The sequence below is a fragment of the Pantoea folii genome (genome assembly GCF_056678875.1).
Map to the genome: position 1 here is coordinate 35,666 of NZ_JBWXON010000016.1, position 18,384 is coordinate 54,049.

At 56.2% G+C, this 18,384-nt stretch carries 17 protein-coding genes; 4 read left to right on the top strand and 13 right to left on the bottom strand.

Features of this window, described 5'->3' with window-relative positions; genetic code table 11:
* The first annotated feature begins 113 nt into the window (after nt 1–113).
* Nucleotides 114–1,145 (top strand): flagella biosynthesis regulator Flk, encoded by a 1,032-nt coding sequence (gene flk / locus AC1MDE_RS17955; RefSeq protein ID WP_058959022.1) that lies wholly within the window; start codon nt 114–116, stop codon nt 1,143–1,145.
* A 1-nt stretch (nt 1,146) separates the two neighbouring features.
* Here the strand turns inward: flk and AC1MDE_RS17960 are convergent, their stop codons facing one another.
* Nucleotides 1,147–1,590: a rhodanese-like domain-containing protein gene (locus AC1MDE_RS17960; protein WP_058959023.1), complete on the bottom strand. Its 444-nt coding sequence runs from the start codon at nt 1,588–1,590 to the stop codon at nt 1,147–1,149.
* An 86-nt stretch (nt 1,591–1,676) separates the two neighbouring features.
* Between AC1MDE_RS17960 and pdxR the strand changes: the two genes are divergently transcribed.
* The gene (pdxR, locus tag AC1MDE_RS17965; protein WP_058959024.1) at nt 1,677–3,113 is read left to right on the top strand and encodes a MocR-like pyridoxine biosynthesis transcription factor PdxR; all 1,437 of its coding nucleotides are present in this window, start codon (nt 1,677–1,679) and stop codon (nt 3,111–3,113) included.
* Here pdxR and AC1MDE_RS17970 read toward each other — a convergent pair.
* Nucleotides 3,076–4,257 carry an arabinose transporter gene (locus tag AC1MDE_RS17970; RefSeq protein ID WP_479402493.1) on the bottom strand — a complete coding sequence of 394 codons (1,182 nt, stop codon included), beginning with the start codon at nt 4,255–4,257 and terminating at the stop codon, nt 3,076–3,078. The genes pdxR and AC1MDE_RS17970 overlap by 38 nt on opposite strands.
* Nucleotides 4,258–4,474: 217 nt before the next feature.
* Nucleotides 4,475–5,695: a beta-ketoacyl-ACP synthase I gene (gene fabB, locus AC1MDE_RS17975; RefSeq protein ID WP_034825147.1), complete on the bottom strand. Its 1,221-nt coding sequence runs from the start codon at nt 5,693–5,695 to the stop codon at nt 4,475–4,477.
* A gap of 155 nt (nt 5,696–5,850) precedes the next feature.
* Between fabB and mnmC the strand changes: the two genes are divergently transcribed.
* A complete protein-coding gene (mnmC, locus tag AC1MDE_RS17980; RefSeq protein WP_479399100.1) occupies nt 5,851–7,863 on the top strand; it encodes a bifunctional tRNA (5-methylaminomethyl-2-thiouridine)(34)-methyltransferase MnmC2/FAD-dependent 5-carboxymethylaminomethyl-2-thiouridine(34) oxidoreductase MnmC1 in 2,013 nt (670 codons plus the stop codon).
* A 30-nt stretch (nt 7,864–7,893) separates the two neighbouring features.
* On the opposite strand, the gene AC1MDE_RS17985 is transcribed toward mnmC, so the two are convergent.
* From AC1MDE_RS17985 to prmB, 6 genes are all read right to left on the bottom strand, one after another.
* Entirely contained in the window at nt 7,894–8,175 is a 282-nt protein-coding gene (locus AC1MDE_RS17985) for a YfcL family protein (protein WP_034825151.1), read from the bottom strand.
* A 156-nt stretch (nt 8,176–8,331) separates the two neighbouring features.
* Complete coding sequence (locus tag AC1MDE_RS17990) at nt 8,332–8,877, bottom strand: elongation factor P hydroxylase (RefSeq protein ID WP_034825153.1); 546 nt, start codon at nt 8,875–8,877, stop codon at nt 8,332–8,334.
* A gap of 67 nt (nt 8,878–8,944) precedes the next feature.
* Nucleotides 8,945–9,742, bottom strand: a complete 798-nt coding sequence (locus AC1MDE_RS17995) for a sulfite exporter TauE/SafE family protein (RefSeq protein WP_034825156.1) — start codon at nt 9,740–9,742, stop codon at nt 8,945–8,947.
* A 130-nt stretch (nt 9,743–9,872) separates the two neighbouring features.
* Nucleotides 9,873–10,697, bottom strand: coding sequence for a penicillin-insensitive murein endopeptidase (gene mepA, locus AC1MDE_RS18000; protein WP_034825159.1), 825 nt, complete (start codon nt 10,695–10,697; stop codon nt 9,873–9,875).
* Between the two features lie 7 nt (nt 10,698–10,704).
* A complete protein-coding gene (aroC, locus tag AC1MDE_RS18005) occupies nt 10,705–11,790 on the bottom strand; it encodes a chorismate synthase (protein ID WP_058959027.1) in 1,086 nt (361 codons plus the stop codon).
* Nucleotides 11,791–11,835: 45 nt separating this feature from the next.
* Complete coding sequence (prmB, locus tag AC1MDE_RS18010; protein WP_160869175.1) at nt 11,836–12,768, bottom strand: 50S ribosomal protein L3 N(5)-glutamine methyltransferase; 933 nt, start codon at nt 12,766–12,768, stop codon at nt 11,836–11,838.
* 156 nt (nt 12,769–12,924) lie between these two features.
* Between prmB and smrB the strand changes: the two genes are divergently transcribed.
* On the top strand, nt 12,925–13,473 hold the full coding sequence (smrB, locus tag AC1MDE_RS18015; RefSeq protein ID WP_034825165.1) for an endonuclease SmrB: 549 nt from the start codon (nt 12,925–12,927) through the stop codon (nt 13,471–13,473).
* Between the two features lie 58 nt (nt 13,474–13,531).
* On the opposite strand, the gene sixA is transcribed toward smrB, so the two are convergent.
* The 4 genes from sixA to AC1MDE_RS18035 all read right to left on the bottom strand — a co-directional run bounded on the left by sixA (nt 13,532) and on the right by AC1MDE_RS18035 (nt 18,113).
* Nucleotides 13,532–14,014, bottom strand: a complete 483-nt coding sequence (gene sixA / locus AC1MDE_RS18020) for a phosphohistidine phosphatase SixA (RefSeq protein WP_479399105.1) — start codon at nt 14,012–14,014, stop codon at nt 13,532–13,534.
* 195 nt (nt 14,015–14,209) lie between these two features.
* On the bottom strand, nt 14,210–16,339 hold the full coding sequence (fadJ, locus tag AC1MDE_RS18025) for a fatty acid oxidation complex subunit alpha FadJ (RefSeq protein WP_479399107.1): 2,130 nt from the start codon (nt 16,337–16,339) through the stop codon (nt 14,210–14,212).
* Entirely contained in the window at nt 16,339–17,649 is a 1,311-nt protein-coding gene (gene fadI, locus AC1MDE_RS18030) for an acetyl-CoA C-acyltransferase FadI (RefSeq protein WP_479399109.1), read from the bottom strand. The genes fadJ and fadI overlap by 1 nt, the downstream gene beginning before the upstream one ends.
* 167 nt (nt 17,650–17,816) lie before the next feature.
* Entirely contained in the window at nt 17,817–18,113 is a 297-nt protein-coding gene (locus AC1MDE_RS18035) for a YfcZ/YiiS family protein (RefSeq protein WP_479399111.1), read from the bottom strand.
* Between the last annotated feature and the right edge of the window lie 271 nt (nt 18,114–18,384).

The window sequence follows — 18,384 nt, forward strand, 5'->3', positions numbered from 1 at the left end:
ACTGACGCGATTTCCCCTCACTGCCCCCGTGGATTTCCCGGGGGCTTTTGCTATCATATGGCCTCTTTTTTCCGGCGCACCCGGATCTGACCTCGTTTTTCAAGGATTCCGCCATGCAACCTCTCAGCGGTCCCGGTGTGCCCGCGGGCGATCGTACAACGCTCACTAACGCGACTGGCCCCACTCGTCCTGGCGGACCGGCGGGCGAACAGCCACTCTCCCCTGCCCAGCGCACCACGCTGGAACGTCTGATTGTGCGCATCATGTCACTCAGCACCTTGAAAGCTCCGGAATTGTGGGCTGGCGTACGCCATGAAGTGGGCGTAAAGAATGATGCTGAGCTGCAATCGCGTCATTTTCCTGCCGCTGAGCAACATCTGAATGGTCGTTTAACCCAGGTACAGAACAGCCTTGCCACGCGTCAGCTGTTGCAGCAGCTGCTGGAAAAGCTGCCGCAGGGCAATAATCGCCAGGCGGTGAGTGACTTTATCCGTCAGCAATTTAACCAAACGGTGCTGAGTGCGCTGTCGCAAGACCAGTTACATCAGGTGCTGACCATGCTGCAAAATGGGCAGATGGCGATCCCGCAGCCGCAGCAAACGCGCGCGTCCGATCGCACGCTGCTGCCAGCTGAACAGCAATCGCTGAATCAACAGGTTACGCGTCTCGCGGCCACGACCGGCGAATCACCGGTCAAGCTGCTGTCTGAAGCGCTGAAACTGGTCAATCTGAAGAGTGGCGATCCAATTCCCTCTCGCCACTTCCCGCTGCTGACACAATATTTGCAGGTACGTCAGACATTGGGTCAACACAGCGCACCGACCTTACAAATGCTGGAAACTTCGCTGAAGCAGCCGCTGACGCATGACGAGCAACGCCTGCTGGAGGATTACAGCCAGCAGCGCTTCCAGGCCACGCCACAAACGGTACTGACGCCCGCGCAAACCCAGGATCTCCTCAACTTGCTGTTTAGCCGCCGCGTCGAGAAAACGCTGGAGCAGCCGCACGCCGCCAGTGATTTACGTCCGCAGCCGATCTGGTCGCCGTGGATTGAGATTTTGCCGCGTCCGCTGGCACAGCGCCCGGCACTGACATTGATTCTGGGCCTGGCACTGTTCTTCTTTTTACTCTGGCTGTTCCTGTAATTTAGCAGCCACAGTGCGCGCCGGGTGCGGCCTGTGGCCACTCGCCCGGCGACGTTCCCCACGTTAACGGATGCCCATCACGCTTCCAGAAATCCAGTCCACCTATCAACTCTTTGACCTGAAACCCTAGCGAAGCCAGTTTCCATGCCGCTTTAGTCGAACCGTTGCAGCCAATGCCATCGCAATAAGTGATGTAGATCTTGCTGCGATCCAGTTGCGCGGTGGAGTCGGCGTTCATGGTGCGATGCGGAAACGAAATCGCCCCGGTGATGTGTCCCGCCTGATAGACATCAGTGGATCGCGCATCAACCACCACTATCGCATTGACGCCTTGCGCCAGATCCTCTGCCAAATCCCAGGCATCGGTGTAGTAACTCAGTTTGTGCTGCAGATACGCCATGCTTTCCTGAGGATCCGCGGGCGGGAAGAGTAAGACTGATGACATCGCATTCTCCTTGTGTAATTTTCCCTGAGTTTACGGCAAAGTGGTCTGCAATTTGATACCACTTTCGCCACAGCGATAAGACCACAATGCGCCACTCTTTTTTAGCCCTGTTTAATCACACGTCATCCGGCGGCTTACGTGAACGTTTATGCCATACGCTACGCCAGGCCATAACCCGCGGCCATTTGCACCATCAACAACGCTTACCCTCCAGCCGTCAGTTAGCCGAGGATTTGTCGCTGTCGCGAGTGACAGTGGAAGCCGCTTATGCGCAGCTTGAGAGTGAAGGCTATCTGGAGAGGCGGGCGGGTCGGGGTACTTTTGTATCGATTGCAATGCCTGCACGGGCGGCGACCACACCCGCACATAACTCACCTCGTTTCTCACGGCGTGGTGAGCAAATATTAGCAACCGGTGGCTGCCAGGATCCGCCGTTCCCCCATGCGTTTGCCGCCGGTTCGCCTGAATTACGCGCTTTCCCGCATACCCAATGGCGCCGGATCAGTAACAGCGTGCAGCGCTCGCTGGGCAGCCAGGTGATGGGTTATGGCGATCCACTAGGCTTTATGCCGCTTCGTGAGGCGGTGGCGGATTATCTGGCGTTATCACGCGGGGTGCGCTGTGCTGCCGGGCAAGTCGTTATCCTAACCAGTTCACAGCAGGCCCTGCAGTTACTGGCGCTGATGTTGCTGGATGCCAATGATGAAGTGTGGCTTGAAGAGCCAGGCTATCCCGGCGCGCGTAACGCTTTCCTCGCTGCGGGTGCACACTGCCGTGCGATGCCGTTGGATAGCGAAGGCGCGATGCCGCTTGAAGGAGACGCGAGACTGGTTTATCTGACGCCGGGACATCACTATCCCACCGGTACCGCGATGAGCCTTGCCCGCCGCCTGCAGTGGCTCGACTGGGCGCACCAGCAGCAAAGCTGGTTAATTGAGGATGATTACGACAGTGAGTTTCACTATGACGATCGCCCGCTTCCCGCCTTACAGGGATTGGAGGATAACAGCCGGGTTATCTGCCTTGGCACTTTTTCCAAAACGCTCTTCCCTTCCCTGCGGCTGGCGTGGATGGTCGTGCCGCCAGCACTGGTAGATGCCATGGGTCGCGCACGTAGCATTCTGGATGGGCACAGCGCGCTGTTGCCACAAGCGATTACCGCTGAGTTCCTCCAACAAGGCCATTTTGCCAGCCACCTGCGGCTGATGCGCCAGCTTTACCACAGCCGCCGTAATCGTTTGCTGGAGCAGATCAACACGCGCCTGCAGCCGTGGTTGACGCCGCTGCAGACGTCTGGCGGGCTACAGCTGACGGTAGCATTGCATCAGGGTGAGGAAGCACAGCTCACGCAACAGGCCAGGGAAATCGGTCTGCTGTTGCCACGTCTGTCGCCGTTGTACAGCAACAGTCAGCCGCAATCGGGCTGGCTGCTGGGCTTTGCCGCGCTGACGCCGGGTGAGATTGTCAGCGCCTGCGATAAGCTGGTTACGCTGTTGTCGCGCTACGCGCAAACGACCAGGTGACGAGAATGCCCAGGGCTGCGCAGCAGGCACCCGCAAGGTAGACCGAGCCATAACCCAACGCCGTGGCGAGCAGGCCGGTCAGTGGGCCGCTGGCACCGTAAGCGATATCCTGGAAAGCAGAGAAACCGCCCAGCGCCGTGCCACGAATTTGCGGCGAGACACGTTTGATCACCTCGACGCCGAGCGCCGGGAAAATCAGTGAACAGCCGCAACCGGTGAGCGCGGCGCCAATCAGCGCCATCCAGCCAGAGCTTGCACACGCCAGCACCAGCAAACCGGCAGTTTCCACCAGCAGCGAGATCATTGCGACGCGGACGCCACCGTAACGATCCGGCAGGCCGCCAAAGAAAACACGCACTAATACAAAAGCACAGCCAAATGCGGTCAGGGCAAAACCGGCATTGCCCCAGTTTTCTGCGGCAAAATAGAGCGAGGTAAAGGTGCCGATAACGGCGAAGCCGGTGCCCTGTAACGCCAGCGCCATGCCGGGTTGGAAGATAGTTTTCACCACGCTGAACAATGAGGGACGTTCACCACCCACCACCGGCACTTTACTGACCCAGCTATTGATCGCCAGCGAGAGCAGTGGCAACAGCAGCGCGACAGCACCGAGTGCTGCGAATCCGCCATGTTGATTGATCAACAAACCCAGCGGTGCGCCCGCCGCCAGCGATCCATAAATCGCCATACCGTTCCACGACATCACCAGGCCGGATCGTTTGCTTCCCACCAACCCCATGCCCCAGGTCAGATTGCCGGTGAGCAGCAAGCTTTCACCAAATCCCAGCAATAAGCGCCCCACCGCCAGCAAACCAAATTTTGCCCACGGCGAAACGGGCAACAACGCCGCGGCCAGATACGCCACACCCACCAGCGCGATGGCGATCATACCGTGTTGGGTGGTGAGCTTGGCACCGTGCTGATCGGCTCGGCGTCCGGCGAAGCTGCGCGTCAGCAGCGTGGCGAAGAACTGAATCCCTACCGCCACACCCACCATCAGGTTGCTCATGCCCAATTCCTGATGCACGTACAGTGGGATAACCGGGAGCGCCAGCCCTGCGGTTAAGTAAGTGAGAAACACCGCAAAGGATATGCAACCCAAAGGCAGCACAGATTGCGTCTGCGTATCAGCAGCCGTGGTCATGATGGTATGAACTCCTTGTTCAGAGCGTGCACGACAGGCAAAACCAACATACGTTCGCACCCTGTATTCAGGCGAAAACGGGTTGTTTGGTTCATACTGTGCGCAAACGATTATTTTGTTTCAGGCAAGATGTGAAGAGTGTAGGCAAGCTGCGGGAGAATTGTCAAAAACAACAGGGGCCGGATAAACCGGCCCCTGGAAAACGGTGATCACGCTATTAAGCTGGCAGCTTACGCATGGTCAAGGTGGCGTTGGTGCCGCCGAAACCGAAGCTGTTGGACATCACGGTGGTCAGCGCTTTTTCAGTCGGCTGCGTCACGATGTTCAGGCCTTTACCGGCTTCATCAATCTCTTCGATGTTGATGCTTGGTGCGATGAAGCTATGCTCCAGCATCAGCAAGGTGTAGATCGCTTCCTGCACGCCCGCTGCACCCAGTGAGTGACCGGTCATGGCTTTGGTAGCAGAAATGTACGGTGAGTTGTCACCAAACACTTCGCGAATCGCACCCAGCTCTTTCACATCACCGACAGGTGTAGAAGTACCGTGGGTGTTGAGGTAATCGATTGGGGTATCAACGCCCTGCATGGCCATCTTCATGCAACGCACTGCGCCTTCGCCTGATGGTGCCACCATATCAGCACCGTCAGAGGTTGCGCCGTAGCCAACGATTTCTGCGTAAATGTGTGCGCCACGTGCCAGAGCATGTTCCAGCTCTTCAACCACCACCATGCCGCCGCCGCCAGCGATCACGAAACCATCACGGTTCGCATCGTAAGTACGAGAGGCTTTTTCTGGCGTTTCGTTGTATTTGGTGGACAGTGCGCCCATCGCATCGAACTCACAGGCCATTTCCCAGCTCAGCTCTTCGCCGCCACCAGCAAACACGATGTCCTGTTTGCCCAACTGAATCTGCTCAACCGCGTTACCGATGCAGTGTGCGGAAGTGGCACAAGCAGAGCTGATTGAGTAGTTCACACCGTGGATTTTGAATGGGGTAGCCAGACAAGCTGATACACCTGAACCCATGGCTTTGGTCACCACATAAGGACCAACGGCTTTCAGGCCACGCGGGCCACGCATCGCATCGGCACCGAACACCTGGTAACGCGGGGAACCGCCGCCTGAACCGGCAATCAGACCCACGCGTGGGTTGTTCTGATACTGCTCGTCAGTCAGGCCGGAATCCTGAATCGCTTCCGCCATAGACAGGTAAGCGTAGATTGAAGCATCACTCATGAAACGCACGATTTTGCGATCGATGAGCCCGTTGGTATCCAGTTTGACGTTGCCCCATACGTGGCTGCGCATACCGATATCTCTCATCTCTTCAGAGAAGGTGATACCCGAACGGCCTTCACGCAGAGAAGCCAGCACTTCTTGCTGGTTATTACCAATGCTGGAAACGATACCCAGGCCAGTAATCACTGCACGTTTCATTCAATAGTCCTCATTCCACTTCTTTTGGATTGACGTGCACTCTAGCTTACAGTTGTAAGCCGAACAAGTCCGATCAGCCATTTCCTTTTGTAAATTTGCGTCATGTGACGGCAGTCGTTAAAATCGCGCCACTGCCTGAAAAACGAGCCTTTCCCGTGAAATTAGCCCCGGTTGAACACGCGCAATTAAACTGGAATGATCAGGGTACACCTGTTTCCCGAGCATTCGATGACGTCTATTTCTCCAACGACAACGGGTTGGAGGAGACGCGCTATGTTTTCCTCAACGGCAACCAAATTCCTGTCCGTTTCGCTCAACATTCACGCGATATTTTTATTGTCGCGGAAAGCGGTTTTGGGACGGGTCTGAACTTTCTTACCTTGTGGCAAGCATTCGATCGCTTCTGTAGCGAACATCCCGACGCGACACTTAAGCGTCTGCACTTCATTAGCTGCGAAAAATTCCCACTGACGCAAACCGATCTGGTCGCAGCGCACGCACACTGGCCTGAGCTGGCGCACTGGGCAGAACAGTTACAGCAACAGTGGCCACAGGCGCTGCCGGGTTGCCAGCGTTTACTGTTCAACAACGGTAAAGTCACGCTCGATCTCTGGCTCGGTGATATTAACGCGCTAATTAATACCTTTGATGACAGTCTTAATGCTCAGGTGGATGCATGGTTTTTAGATGGTTTTGCTCCGTCTAAAAATCCGGAGATGTGGACGCCGGAACTGTTCGCCGCCATGGCCCGTCTGGCCCGGCCGGGTGGGACGCTGGCGACCTTCACCTCGGCAGGTTTTGTCCGTCGGGGATTACAGGAAGCGGGTTTTACCGTGGCTAAGCGCAAAGGCTTTGGTCACAAACGCGAAATGCTAACGGGCGTAATGGAGCAGGTTGCTGCCCTGCCCCATAGCCAACCGTGGTATGCCCGCCCTGCGGCTCGCACTCAGGAAGTGGCGCTGGTTGGCGGTGGCGTGGCGAGTGCCGTACTGGCGCTGGCGCTGTTGCGCCGCGGCTGGAAGGTCACACTTTATTGCGCCGATGCTGCGCCCGCGCTGGGTGCTTCCGGTAATCGTCAGGGCGCACTTTACCCGCTGCTTAATCAGCACGATCCCGCTCTCGCCACTTTCTTTCCTGCAGCGTTCACCTTTGCCCGCCGTTTGTACGACCAGCTATCGGTAATGTTCGAGCATGACTGGAGCGGTGTGTTGCAACTCGGCTGGGACAGTAAAAGTGCCGATAAAATTGCCCAGATGCTGGAGATGGGATTGCCGCATGATGTGGCGTACGGCGTAAGTCAGGAGGACGCGCAGCAATTAGCGGGCGTCGATACCGGTAGTGGTGGCATTTTCTATCCTCAGGGCGGCTGGCTCTCTCCGTCGCAACTGACCAGCAACCTATTGGAGCATGCGCAAAACCTGGGTTTACGCCTGCACTGGCTGCATCGCGTCACCACGCTGGAAACGACGACTGAAGGCTGGACTCTTAACTTCAGCGAGCAACCCTCGGTAAAACATCAGCAGGTGGTGTTGGCCAATGGCCATGCGCTGCTGGAAATTGAGCAAAGCAAAGACTTGCCCGTTTACGCGGTGGCGGGTCAGGTCAGTCATGTGCCGACCAATCCTAAGCTGGGCGCGTTAAATACCGTACTCTGCTATGACGGCTATCTCACGCCAGTCAGCCCGAATTTCAGCACCCACTGCATCGGGGCCAGCTACCATCGTGGCGATACCACAACCGATTTCCGTGCTGACGATCAGCAGGAAAACCGCCAGCGCCTGGTGAACTGTCTGCCGGATGCAGAGTGGCCACAGCAGGTGGATATCAGTGATAACGAGGCGCGTGTTGGCGTGCGCTGCGCCACGCGCGATCACTTACCGATGAGTGGCAGCGCGCCTGATTACGCCGCAACGCTGGTGCAATATGCTGATTTGCCGGGGCAACGAGCACGGGGTGAAACCCTTGCCGATGCACCGGTTCATGCCGGTTTATTTGTGCTGGGTGCGCTGGGTTCACGCGGCTTGTGCAGCGCGCCGCTGGCGGCGGAAGTACTGGCGGCACAGATGAGTGGTGAGCCGCAACCGCTGGATATCACCACGCTGGCGGCATTGAATCCGAATCGTTACTGGGTCAGAAAATTGCTGAAAGGTAAGAAAGCGGGACGCTAGGATGGCGGGGCGAGCGGCCGCCCCGACTTATCAGGCGGTCTGACGCGCCTGCTGGAACAAATTATCCCACATGCCAATCACCAGCGCCTGATCGCGTGGTGACAGTTCACCTGCGGCAATCGCATTTTGCAGGCTGTTGGTCACATGGATTTGCAGCGCTTCTGGCGTGTGCTCACCGCTGATTTCAATCTCAGCCACCGCCAGGGTCAGATGGCCACGCAGATAGCCACCGGCAAACAGCTCGTCGTCACTGGCGTGATCAACCATATCGTCAATCAATGCCAGGATGCGGGATTCGAATTCTACGATCATCGTCTTGTTCCTTATTGCCCTTGATACGCCGCGCCGCTACTGCGCTGGCTTCACGCTCTTGCCCCGTTACACGCTGGTTCGCGTTCCCGGGGGTCGTTCATTCGCCGTTATGCTGCAACGCGGGTGACTTTGGGTCATTAATAATATGTTTGCGAATCACAAATCTTCCGGCCACGGGAAGTGTGCCGCCGTCAGCGCTGGCGTACCGTAATAGCTGGCTAACGCATCGATAAAACGTGCCGGACGTGCCGGGATACCCTGCTCAAAATAAGTCATCACCTGAGCATGGACCTTGCGCTGGAACGCGATGCGATCGGGTTCACAATCGCCTTCGAGGTTGTCACAGCTGACATTGAAGGGAAAGCCCGCCGCGACACAGAACAGCCACTCCAGCGCCTGTGGCTTGACTTCCACTGACTCGAACTGACTTTGCGTTTGCGCATCCCGCCCATCCGGGCAGTACCAATAACCAAAATCCACCAGCTTGCGGCGCGCTTCACCGGCAATACACCAGTGAGAAATTTCGTGCAGCGCGCTGGCGTAGAAACCGTGAGCAAACACCACGCGGTTCCACGGCGATTCCTCATCCGCTGGAAGATAGATAGGTTCGTCATCGCCTTTAATTAGACGGGTCTGAAAGTCTTCAACAAAGCAGCCATCAAAAATATCCACCAGCTGCTGGTAATGATGTTCTGTACTCATAATATTTTAATCTTTAAAAAAATTAGCGCCATTGTCGCATTGGCAGCCGTTCTTGACGAGTACTGCTTTACAGCGTGGCTATCCACGCCAGCAACGCACTGCCATGGCTATCCCACAATAATTTGGCGCTCATCACAGCGGATACAGTCACCACCATCGGGCGGATCAGCTTCTGACCCCGGCTCAGCACCAGTCTGGCGCCGATACGCGCGCCCACGAATGCGCCAATCAACATGATCACGCCCGTGCCCCACACTACCTTTCCGCCGAACATAAAGAACAGCAGACTGCCGAAATTGGAGGTGAAATTTAGGACTTTGGCGTGGGCGGTGGCCTTGGCAAGATTGAAGCCACACAGCGTCACAAACGCCAATGCATAGAATGAACCGGCACCCGGACCAAAAAAGCCGTCGTAAAAACCGACGCAACCACCGCCGACCAGCGCAAAAGCGATCCCCTGCAGGCGATGCTCACGATCCGACTCGCCCAGCCGCGGCATCAGCAGGAACCATAACCCGATGCTGATCAGCAGGAGCGGCAAAATCTGTCGTAGTACATCCGCCTGGATATGCTGAATCAGCACCGTGCCACACACTGCACCGATAAAGGTCATGGCAATGTTCAGCCGCTGTTCGCGAAGATTCACCGCGCCGCGACGCACAAAGTAGAGGCTGGCAGAGAAAGATCCACCCACCGACTGTAACTTATTAGTGGCTAAAGCCTGAGCAGGAGAGAGTCCCGCAGCGAGTAATGAAGGAACGGTGAGTAAGCCACCGCCGCCGGCGATGGAGTCGATAAACGCTGCCAGCACCGCAACCAGAAACAACACGCCCAGCAATAGTGGGCTAACAACAAAGAGGTCCATTTTTTTCTCGTAAAGTTAACCCGACCATTCTTATTGCAGGCTGGGCATCCGTGCTCTCTCCTGGTCTCACAAACATCTGTGTCTGGGAGAGAGAACGTTGCCAATACTGCTGCAACAGGAAGCGTCACGGCTAGAGTAAATGACGATCTAATAGTGCCTGACAGGATGGCGGCAACGGCGGCGGCGTTTTCTTCACAGGCGGCGTGCTACCCGGTTTTTTCGGCAGGAACCAACTGTCTAACTCTGCACCACAACCATCACCCGGCGGCGGTGCAGCCTGATCTTCACACTCCAGACTGCCTGCCGGACAGCGCAGACGCACGTGCATGTGGGCACGATGGGCAAACCACGGGCGCACTTTATTCAGCCATGCACGATCGCTTCCGGCATCCGCACAAAGCTGCTTTTTAATCGCCGGATTGACGAAGATACGTGTCACTTCATTATCTTTCGCCGCCAGCTTTATCAGGCTGTCGATCTGCGGCTGCCAATGACGCGCAATCACTTGCTTATCATCCGGTGCCACCAAATCCAGTGGCTGTGGCTTCAGCAGCTGCTGCGCCGTCCAGCGGTTTTGCGGCAGCTGCAACCAGATATCGACATCCAACCCGGTTTGATGGCTGGCATGCCCACTGCTGAAGCGCCCGCCGGCCGCCATGCCCATATCACCAATCAACACCTGCCCCAGCTGCAGTTGATGCACCTGGGTACTGAGACGCTGAATAAAGGCAATCAGATCGGGATGGCCGAAATAACGCCGCTGATCCTGACGCATGACCTGATAATTGGGTGAATTGAGTGGCAGTTGCTGTGCACCGACAATACAGCCGTTGGCGAACCCGCCAATCGACTGTGGGCTGCCAGCAATCGGCTGATGGATTTGCTGCCAGGGCGTGGCAGCAAACACGGCCGCACTGCACAACAGCGCGGCAACGGTGGTGAGCAGGCGGCGCATCCGTGGCTTACCAGCGCGGAACGCTGCTGTTGACGTCACCGTTCTGCGCACGCTGACGCAACAGGTGATCCATCAACACAATCGCCATCATCGCTTCGGCAATCGGTACCGCGCGAATGCCCACGCAAGGATCGTGGCGACCTTTAGTGATCATCTCCACTTCTTCGCCTTCACGGGTGATGGTTTTACCCGGAACGGTGATGCTGGATGTAGGTTTCATCGCCAGATTCGCACTGATGGTCTGGCCGCTGCTGATGCCACCCAAAATGCCACCCGCGTGGTTGCTCTGGAAACCGTCGGCACGAATCTCATCGCGATGCTGGCTACCGCGCTGGTTAATCACCGCGAAACCGTCTCCAATTTCCACGCCTTTCACTGCGTTAATGCTCATCAGCGCATGCGCCAGATCGGCATCCAGACGATCAAACACCGGCTCGCCCAGTCCCGGTGGCACATTCTCTGCCATCACCGTGACTTTAGCGCCGATCGAGTCACCCTCTTTCTTCAGGCCACGCATCAGTTCATCCAGCGCTTCCAGCTTCGAAGCATCCGGGCAGAAGAACGGGTTCTCTTCAACGATGCTCCAGTCTTTCAGCTCGCAGGCTACATCACCAATCTGTGCCAGATAACCACGTACCTGAATGCCGTGCTTCATTTGCAGATACTTTTTGGCAATCGCACCCGCCGCCACGCGCATCGCGGTTTCACGCGCAGAGGAACGGCCACCGCCGCGATAGTCGCGCAGGCCATATTTTTGCTCGTAGGTGTAATCCGCATGGCCGGGGCGGAACAGATCTTTGATTGCGCCATAATCCTGTGAACGCTGATCAGTATTTTCAATCAGCAGGCCGATAGAGGTGCCGGTAGTGACGCCCTCAAACACGCCGGACAAAATTTTCACCTGATCCGGTTCGCGGCGCTGGGTGGTGTAGCGCGATGTGCCCGGACGGCGGCGATCGAGATCGTGCTGAATATCCGCTTCCGTAAGAGGAATGCCTGGTGGCACGCCATCAACGATGCAGCCCAGCGCAATACCATGCGACTCGCCAAAGGTGGTTACGCGAAAAACTTGTCCAATGCTGTTACCGGCCATTGTGGTTCCTTGTTGCGATGTTGCGGGCGATGTCTCGCCCCATTTTTAGTCTTTGTAGAAGGAGAAGTGATGCTGTGCCGCGACGATCTGCTCGCGCGTCAGCATAAACACACCGTCACCGCCGTTATTGAACTCCAGCCAGGTAAACGGCACATCCGGGTACTGATCCATCATATGCACCATGCTGTTGCCCACTTCGCAAATCAGCACGCCCTGCTCACTCAGATAATCCGGCGCACAGGCGAGAATTCGGCGCACCAGCTTCAGACCATCACTGCCTGCTGCCAGGCCCAGTTCCGGTTCGTGGCGATATTCATTCGGCAGATCGTCCATATCTTCCGCATCCACGTACGGTGGATTGGTGACGATCAGATCGTATTTCACCTGCGGCAGACCACGGAACAGATCGGCACGAATAGGCGTAACGTGGTGGATCAATCCATGTTCTTCAATGTTTTGCTCCGCCACCGCCAGCGCATCCGTGGAGATATCCACCGCATCGACTTCCGCTTCCGGGAAGGCATAAGCACAGGCAATCGCGATGCAGCCACTGCCGGTACACATATCGAGAATGTGGTGCGGTTGTTCACCAACCAGACCGGCAAAACGGTTTTCAATCAGCTCACCAATCGGCGAACGCGGCACTAACACACGCTCATCGACATAGAATTCATGGCCGCAGAACCAGGCTTTATTGGTGAGATAAGCCACCGGAATGCGCTCGTTGACGCGGCGAATCACACGTTCAACAATGCGGTGACGCTCGCTGGCCGTCAGGCGCGCATTGCGCATATCTTCTGGGATATCCAGCGGCAGCCAGAGCGTGGGCAGAACCAGTTGGACTGCTTCGTCCCAGGGATTATCCGTGCCGTGGCCGTACCAAATGCCTGCCGCCGAAAAACGGCTGACAGCCCAGCGCAGCATATCCTGAATGGTGTGCAGTTCACTCACTGCCTCATCGACGAAAATCTTGTCCACGTAGCCCTCCGCAGGCCTTAAAATCAATCGGCCGTTAGTTTGCCACGAAGCCGGGCAGAATTCAGCGCAGCGAGGCGAAAAAGCTGACATTTGTTAACGCTAAGCGTTAAGGTATGCCACCGGCTATTAACCAGCCCTTTAACCCTAATTTGAGCCATGAGTAAGAAGACGCCCCTAAACCAGGACGATCAGGCGCTGTTTCGTGAGTTAATGAGCGGAACGCGTAAGCTGAAACAAGACACTATCGTGCACAAACCGGTAGTGAAAACCCGCGAAGTCCCGCTGAAAAGACTGCTTTCCGAGCAAGCCGATAACAGTCACTACTTCTCAGATGAGTTTCAGCCTTTGCTCTCCAGCGAGGGGCCGATGCGTTATGTGCGCGCGGATGTCAGTCATTACGAGCTGAAGAAATTGCGACGCGGCGATTACACGCCGGAAATTTTTCTCGATCTTCATGGTTTAAGACAGCAGCAGGCCAAACAGGAGCTGGGGGCGCTCATTGCCGCCTGCCGCCGTGAACACCTGTTCTGTGCCAGCGTGATGACCGGGCACGGCAAGCATATCCTCAAGCAGCAAACACCGCTGTGGTTGGCGCAACATCCGCATGTGATGGCATTTCACCAGGCACCGAAGTTATTTGGCGGCGATGCCGCGCTGCTGGTGCTGATTGAAGTCGAAGAGTGGCAACCACCGGAGCTGCCTTAATCCTTAAAAAGGAAAGGGCCGCAGAAGGCGGCCCATAGAGATATGACTTTTGGCGACATTACATCGCTTTGGCCAGTTTTGACGGGCTGACCTGCCACTCCAGTTTGCCTTCACAGGCGTCTGCATCAAAGTTCACATAAGCAATTGCCGACGTAGCAAACATCGGTGGCGCTTCCTGCGGGCAAAGCTCTGACACCAGATAGCCCACCAGCGGCAGATGCGAAATGACTAAGGCTGATTTCACACCCTGCTGCGCCAGCGCCTGCAGATAACAGGCCACCATGCCCGGATCGCCTCCCGGCGTCAGTTCCGGCAGCACGTCCTGCCCTTCTGGCAGGTTCAGTGCCTCACGAACCGTGGCGAGCGTCTGCTCTGCACGGAGATAAGGGCTCACTAACACCCTTTCGATATCCAGCGCCTGGCCGTTTAGCCAGCTCGCCATCTGGCGCGATTCGTCACAGCCACAGATTGTGAGTGGGCGTACTGAATCACTCGCTGCTTCCAGAGCTGCATCGCCATGACGCATGATAAAAACTTGCATAAAGCACCGCTGTTGTTTGTCGATATCGTCGGGTACCACAGCACCAGACGCTTCATTCTGCGAATGAACGCTGTGTTTTACCCCAATGGCTTCAGTATAGTCAACCGGTTGTTTATTAAATAAGCACATCTCAGAATGGTGCCGCACCACCTTCTTCATGGCACCATAACTAACCCGCTGAATCTGTGCGCCTATTCATATTTGTGCAGAAGTGTAAAAATTCGTTTGCGCTTCTGACATTGCCATTAAAGCGTCACAGGGCGCGAAACGATCGCCATGTTGCTGCATTAATGCACGTAATGTATTAACGATTTGGCTGACGCCGCGTTGATCCATATAGCGGAACGGCCCGCCAAGAAATGGCGGGAAACCGATGCCAAATACCGCCGCAATATCACCATCCCGAGCATTGCGCACCACGGACTCGTCCAGACAGCGTGCGGCCTCATTCAGCATCATCATCACGCAGCGTTGCGCAATCTGTTCTTCGCTCTGCTTTGCCTGCGGTTTGACGCTAATCAGGTCATAGATTGAGGCATCCACTTTGCGTTTTCCCGGCCAGCGAGCCGCGTTGTAAAGGTAAAATCCTTTCTGGTTTTTACGCCCTTTGCGGCCATCGGCCAGGATGGCATTGACCGCCTCGGGTGCGCTGAAACGCTCGCCATAAGCCTGCAGCAAAATCGGACTGATTTTGCTGCCGACATCAATGCCCACTTCATCCAGCAACTGTAACGGCCCGACAGGAAAACCGAACTTCACTAACGCGCGATCGATATGGTCCACCGGCTCCTCTTCCAGCAAGCAGCGCATGGCTTCATTTATATAGGGCGCGAGAATGCGGTTGACGTAAAAACCGGGTTTATCGGCCACCACCACCGCTGTTTTGCCTTGCTGACGCGCCAGCTGCACCGTGGTCGCCAGCGTTTCAGCCGAGGTGCCCGCATGCGGAATCACCTCCACCAGCGGCATTTTGTCCACCGGGCTGAAGTAATGCAGACCAATCACATTCTCTGGGCGCTGCGCGTTGGCGGCAATATCGCCAATCGGCAACGAAGAGGTGTTGGAAGCAAAGATGGTGTGTGGCTGACAATGACTTTCAATATCCGCTACCATCTGCTGCTTCAACGTCAAATCCTCAAATACCGCTTCAATCACCAGATCGCGCTGGCTGAACCCCTGATAATCGATACCGCCGCTGATGCGCGCCATCTGTTGTTGACGCTCAGCGGGTTTCAGCTGGCGCCGCTTCACTTTTTGACTCAGCAGGTCCCAGCTGTATTGCAATGCATGGTTCACACCATTGAGATTGACGTCTTTAATTCGCACCGGAAAACCGGCTTTCAGCGCCGTTACGCTGGCAATGCCGCCGCCCATCAATCCGCCACCGAGTACGCCGATGTGTTTTAATGCGCGCGATTCAGCCTCGGCCACCGCTTCTTTCTTGATCGCGGTCGAGGCAAAAAACAGACTGCGCAGTGCCGCAGATTCAGGGGTCATCGCCAGCTGGCCGAAGGCCCGCGCCTCTGCCGCATGACCGGCGTGACTGCCCTGCTCCAACCCCGTGCGCACCACCTGCAGAATACGATCCGCTGCTGGGTAATTCCCCTGCGTTTTGCGGTCGGTTTGCCGTTTTGCCATCGCGAATAACAGCGAGCGCGCCAGTGGCGCCTGCATCAGGCGATCGCGACGTGATAACTCACGGCGAACAACCTTTCCTTTATGCACACGCGCAATCGCCGTTTCCAGCAAGATGGATTGAGGCACTGCATCGTCAACGATACCCAGTTTCAACGCCTGTTTAGCGCGCAGCTGCTTACCACTCAGAATCAGCGGTAGCGCTTGTGGCACCCCAATCAGTTTTGGCAGGCGCTGCGTCCCGCCTGAGCCAGGTAACAGGCCCAACTGCACTTCCGGCAGGCCCAGGCGGGTTTTATCATCCAGCGTGCAGATACGTGCGCTGCAGGCCAGCGCCAATTCCAGGCCGCCGCCGAGACAGGCACCGTGGATCGCCGCGACCACCGGGAAAGGCAGCGCCGCAATCTCCGCCATTACCTCTTGCCCCTGGCGGGCTAAAGCTTCCGCTTCTTCTGCCGTCAGGCAATCGGCGATCATGCTGATGTCCGCACCGGCGACAAAATTATCGCTTTTACCCGAAATCAGCACTAATCCCGCCAGCTTCGGATTGCTGCGCGCTTCAGCCAGCACCGCTTTTATTTGTGGGACAAACTCCGCTTTCAGCGTGTTCATCTTTTCGCCCGGCACGTCGATGGTAATGATGCCGACATGATCGAGGCGCATGTGTAAATGGAATGCAGATGCGCTCATTATTCGGCCTCCAGAACCATTGCGCTGCCTAATCCGCCCGCTGCACAGGCGGTCACCAGTCCTAATCCCCCGCCGCGTCGCCGCAGTTCATGCAACGTTTGGGTGATCATACGCGCGCCAGTGGCAGCAAACGGATGGCCGTAAGCAATGGAGCCGCCCAACACATTGAAACGTTCTTCATTCACTTCACCCAAGGCATGCGGGCGATTCAGTACCTCTCGCGCAAAACGCTCATCACGGAACATTTTCAGATTGGCCAGCGTCTGTGCCGCAAAGGCTTCGTGCATATCGATCAACGTCAGGTCGTTGAGGGTAATGCCAGCGCGATCCAGCGCCAGCGGTGAGGCATAAGCGGGACCCAGCAACATATCCTGCCAGACATCAATCGCAGTAAACGCGTAGCTGCGCAGATAGCCAAGCGGCGCAATTCCCAGTTCTTGTGCACGGCCTTCACGCATCAAAATCACCGCGGCCGCGCCATCGGTCAGCGGTGTGCTGTTGGCTGCCGTGACGGAACCGTGGCGACGATCAAAGGCCGGTCGCAATTTTGCGTAGTCGCTAGCGCTGGCATTAAAGCGAATGTTGTTGTCCTGCTCAATTGGTGCTTTCCATGGCGGTACAAAGGCCGCCATCACTTCCTGCGCCAGCACGCCTGACTGCCAGGCACGTGCTGCGTGCTGATGTGAGCGCAGCGCCAGAGCATCTTGTTGTTCACGTGTGATGCCGTGGGTTTTCGCCATTTGTTCGGCGGTATCACCCATGCGTAAGCCGGTGGAATACTCTGCAACCGCAGGCGGCACCGGCAACAGATCGCGTGGGCGCAGACGGCGTAAGATTTGCAGCTTTTTGCTGAAGGTTCGTGCTTTGTTGAGATCGACCAACGCGCGCGCCAGCGTCTTGCTGACGCCAATAGGCAGTACCGATGAGGAGTCTGCACCACCGGCAATACCCGCATCAATGGTGCCCGCCATCAGGCTTTCCGCCACATTCGCCACCGCCTGAAAACTGGTGGCACAGGCACGACTGACGCTGTACGCATCAGTGTGCACGCTCAATCCGCTGCTCAGCACGATTTCGCGCGCAATATTGGGCGCTTCCGGCATTTGCACCACCTGGCCAAATACCAGTTGATCGATAACGTCGACCGGCAATTCGCTGCGCGCCATCAACTCTGACACCACCATGCGCCCCAACTCCAGCGCGGGAATGCCATGAAAATCACTCGCCTGACGGGCGAAAGGCGTGCGTAATCCATGGGTTATGGCGATTCGTTCGCCCTGACGCGTCAGCAGCGGCTGCGCTTTGCTCATTGCACTCACCTGTAATTTACGACCGTAGCATCATTGCCAAACAGGTCTGACCTGATCATCAGTGTTAACCAGGTGTTGCTCAGTCGCCAATAACAGAAGAAAAAAAGTGCGAGGGAAGACACGAAAAAGAGAAAACGCTGCCGGAAGGGCTTCCGGCAGCGACAGGATTAGCGTAAGCCGAGTTGAAAAATCAAGGTTTCGGCCTGGCAGGCAAAAGTGAAATCAACATTCAGGCGTATGCCTGGCGCTTCTTCAATGAATTCTGCGTGAATCTCGCAAGGCTCGGATTCAACCTGACGCGCTTTGTCCGTCAGGTGCTTCAGCATCGCTTCAGCCGCATGACGATTGGCAAAAGCGCCAGACCAGCTCGCCGTGCAATCGGTATTGTCCATTACGGTGCCTACATCTACGCAGCAGCACGCCGCCGTTTCCGTGGCACTGCATTTTTTAATGGCATCAGTCATTGTTTTCTCCTGACGATAAATCGACACAATCGGATCATTTTCTGACACAAAGTGTACGCCCCGCGCGGTCTGGCTTCTATCTCTCAGCGGCTAAGTGACGAATATCACACTAAAAATTGATCCAGAACAAATTTGACCGCTATGCTAGATGAGCATCGACAAGATTTTGTTAAGCAGATCTGATTTTATCGATCAAATCGGAAATATTTAAAAAACATTATTGCAACATATACACAGGTCAGACCTATACTCGTCGCACTGGTCTGATATG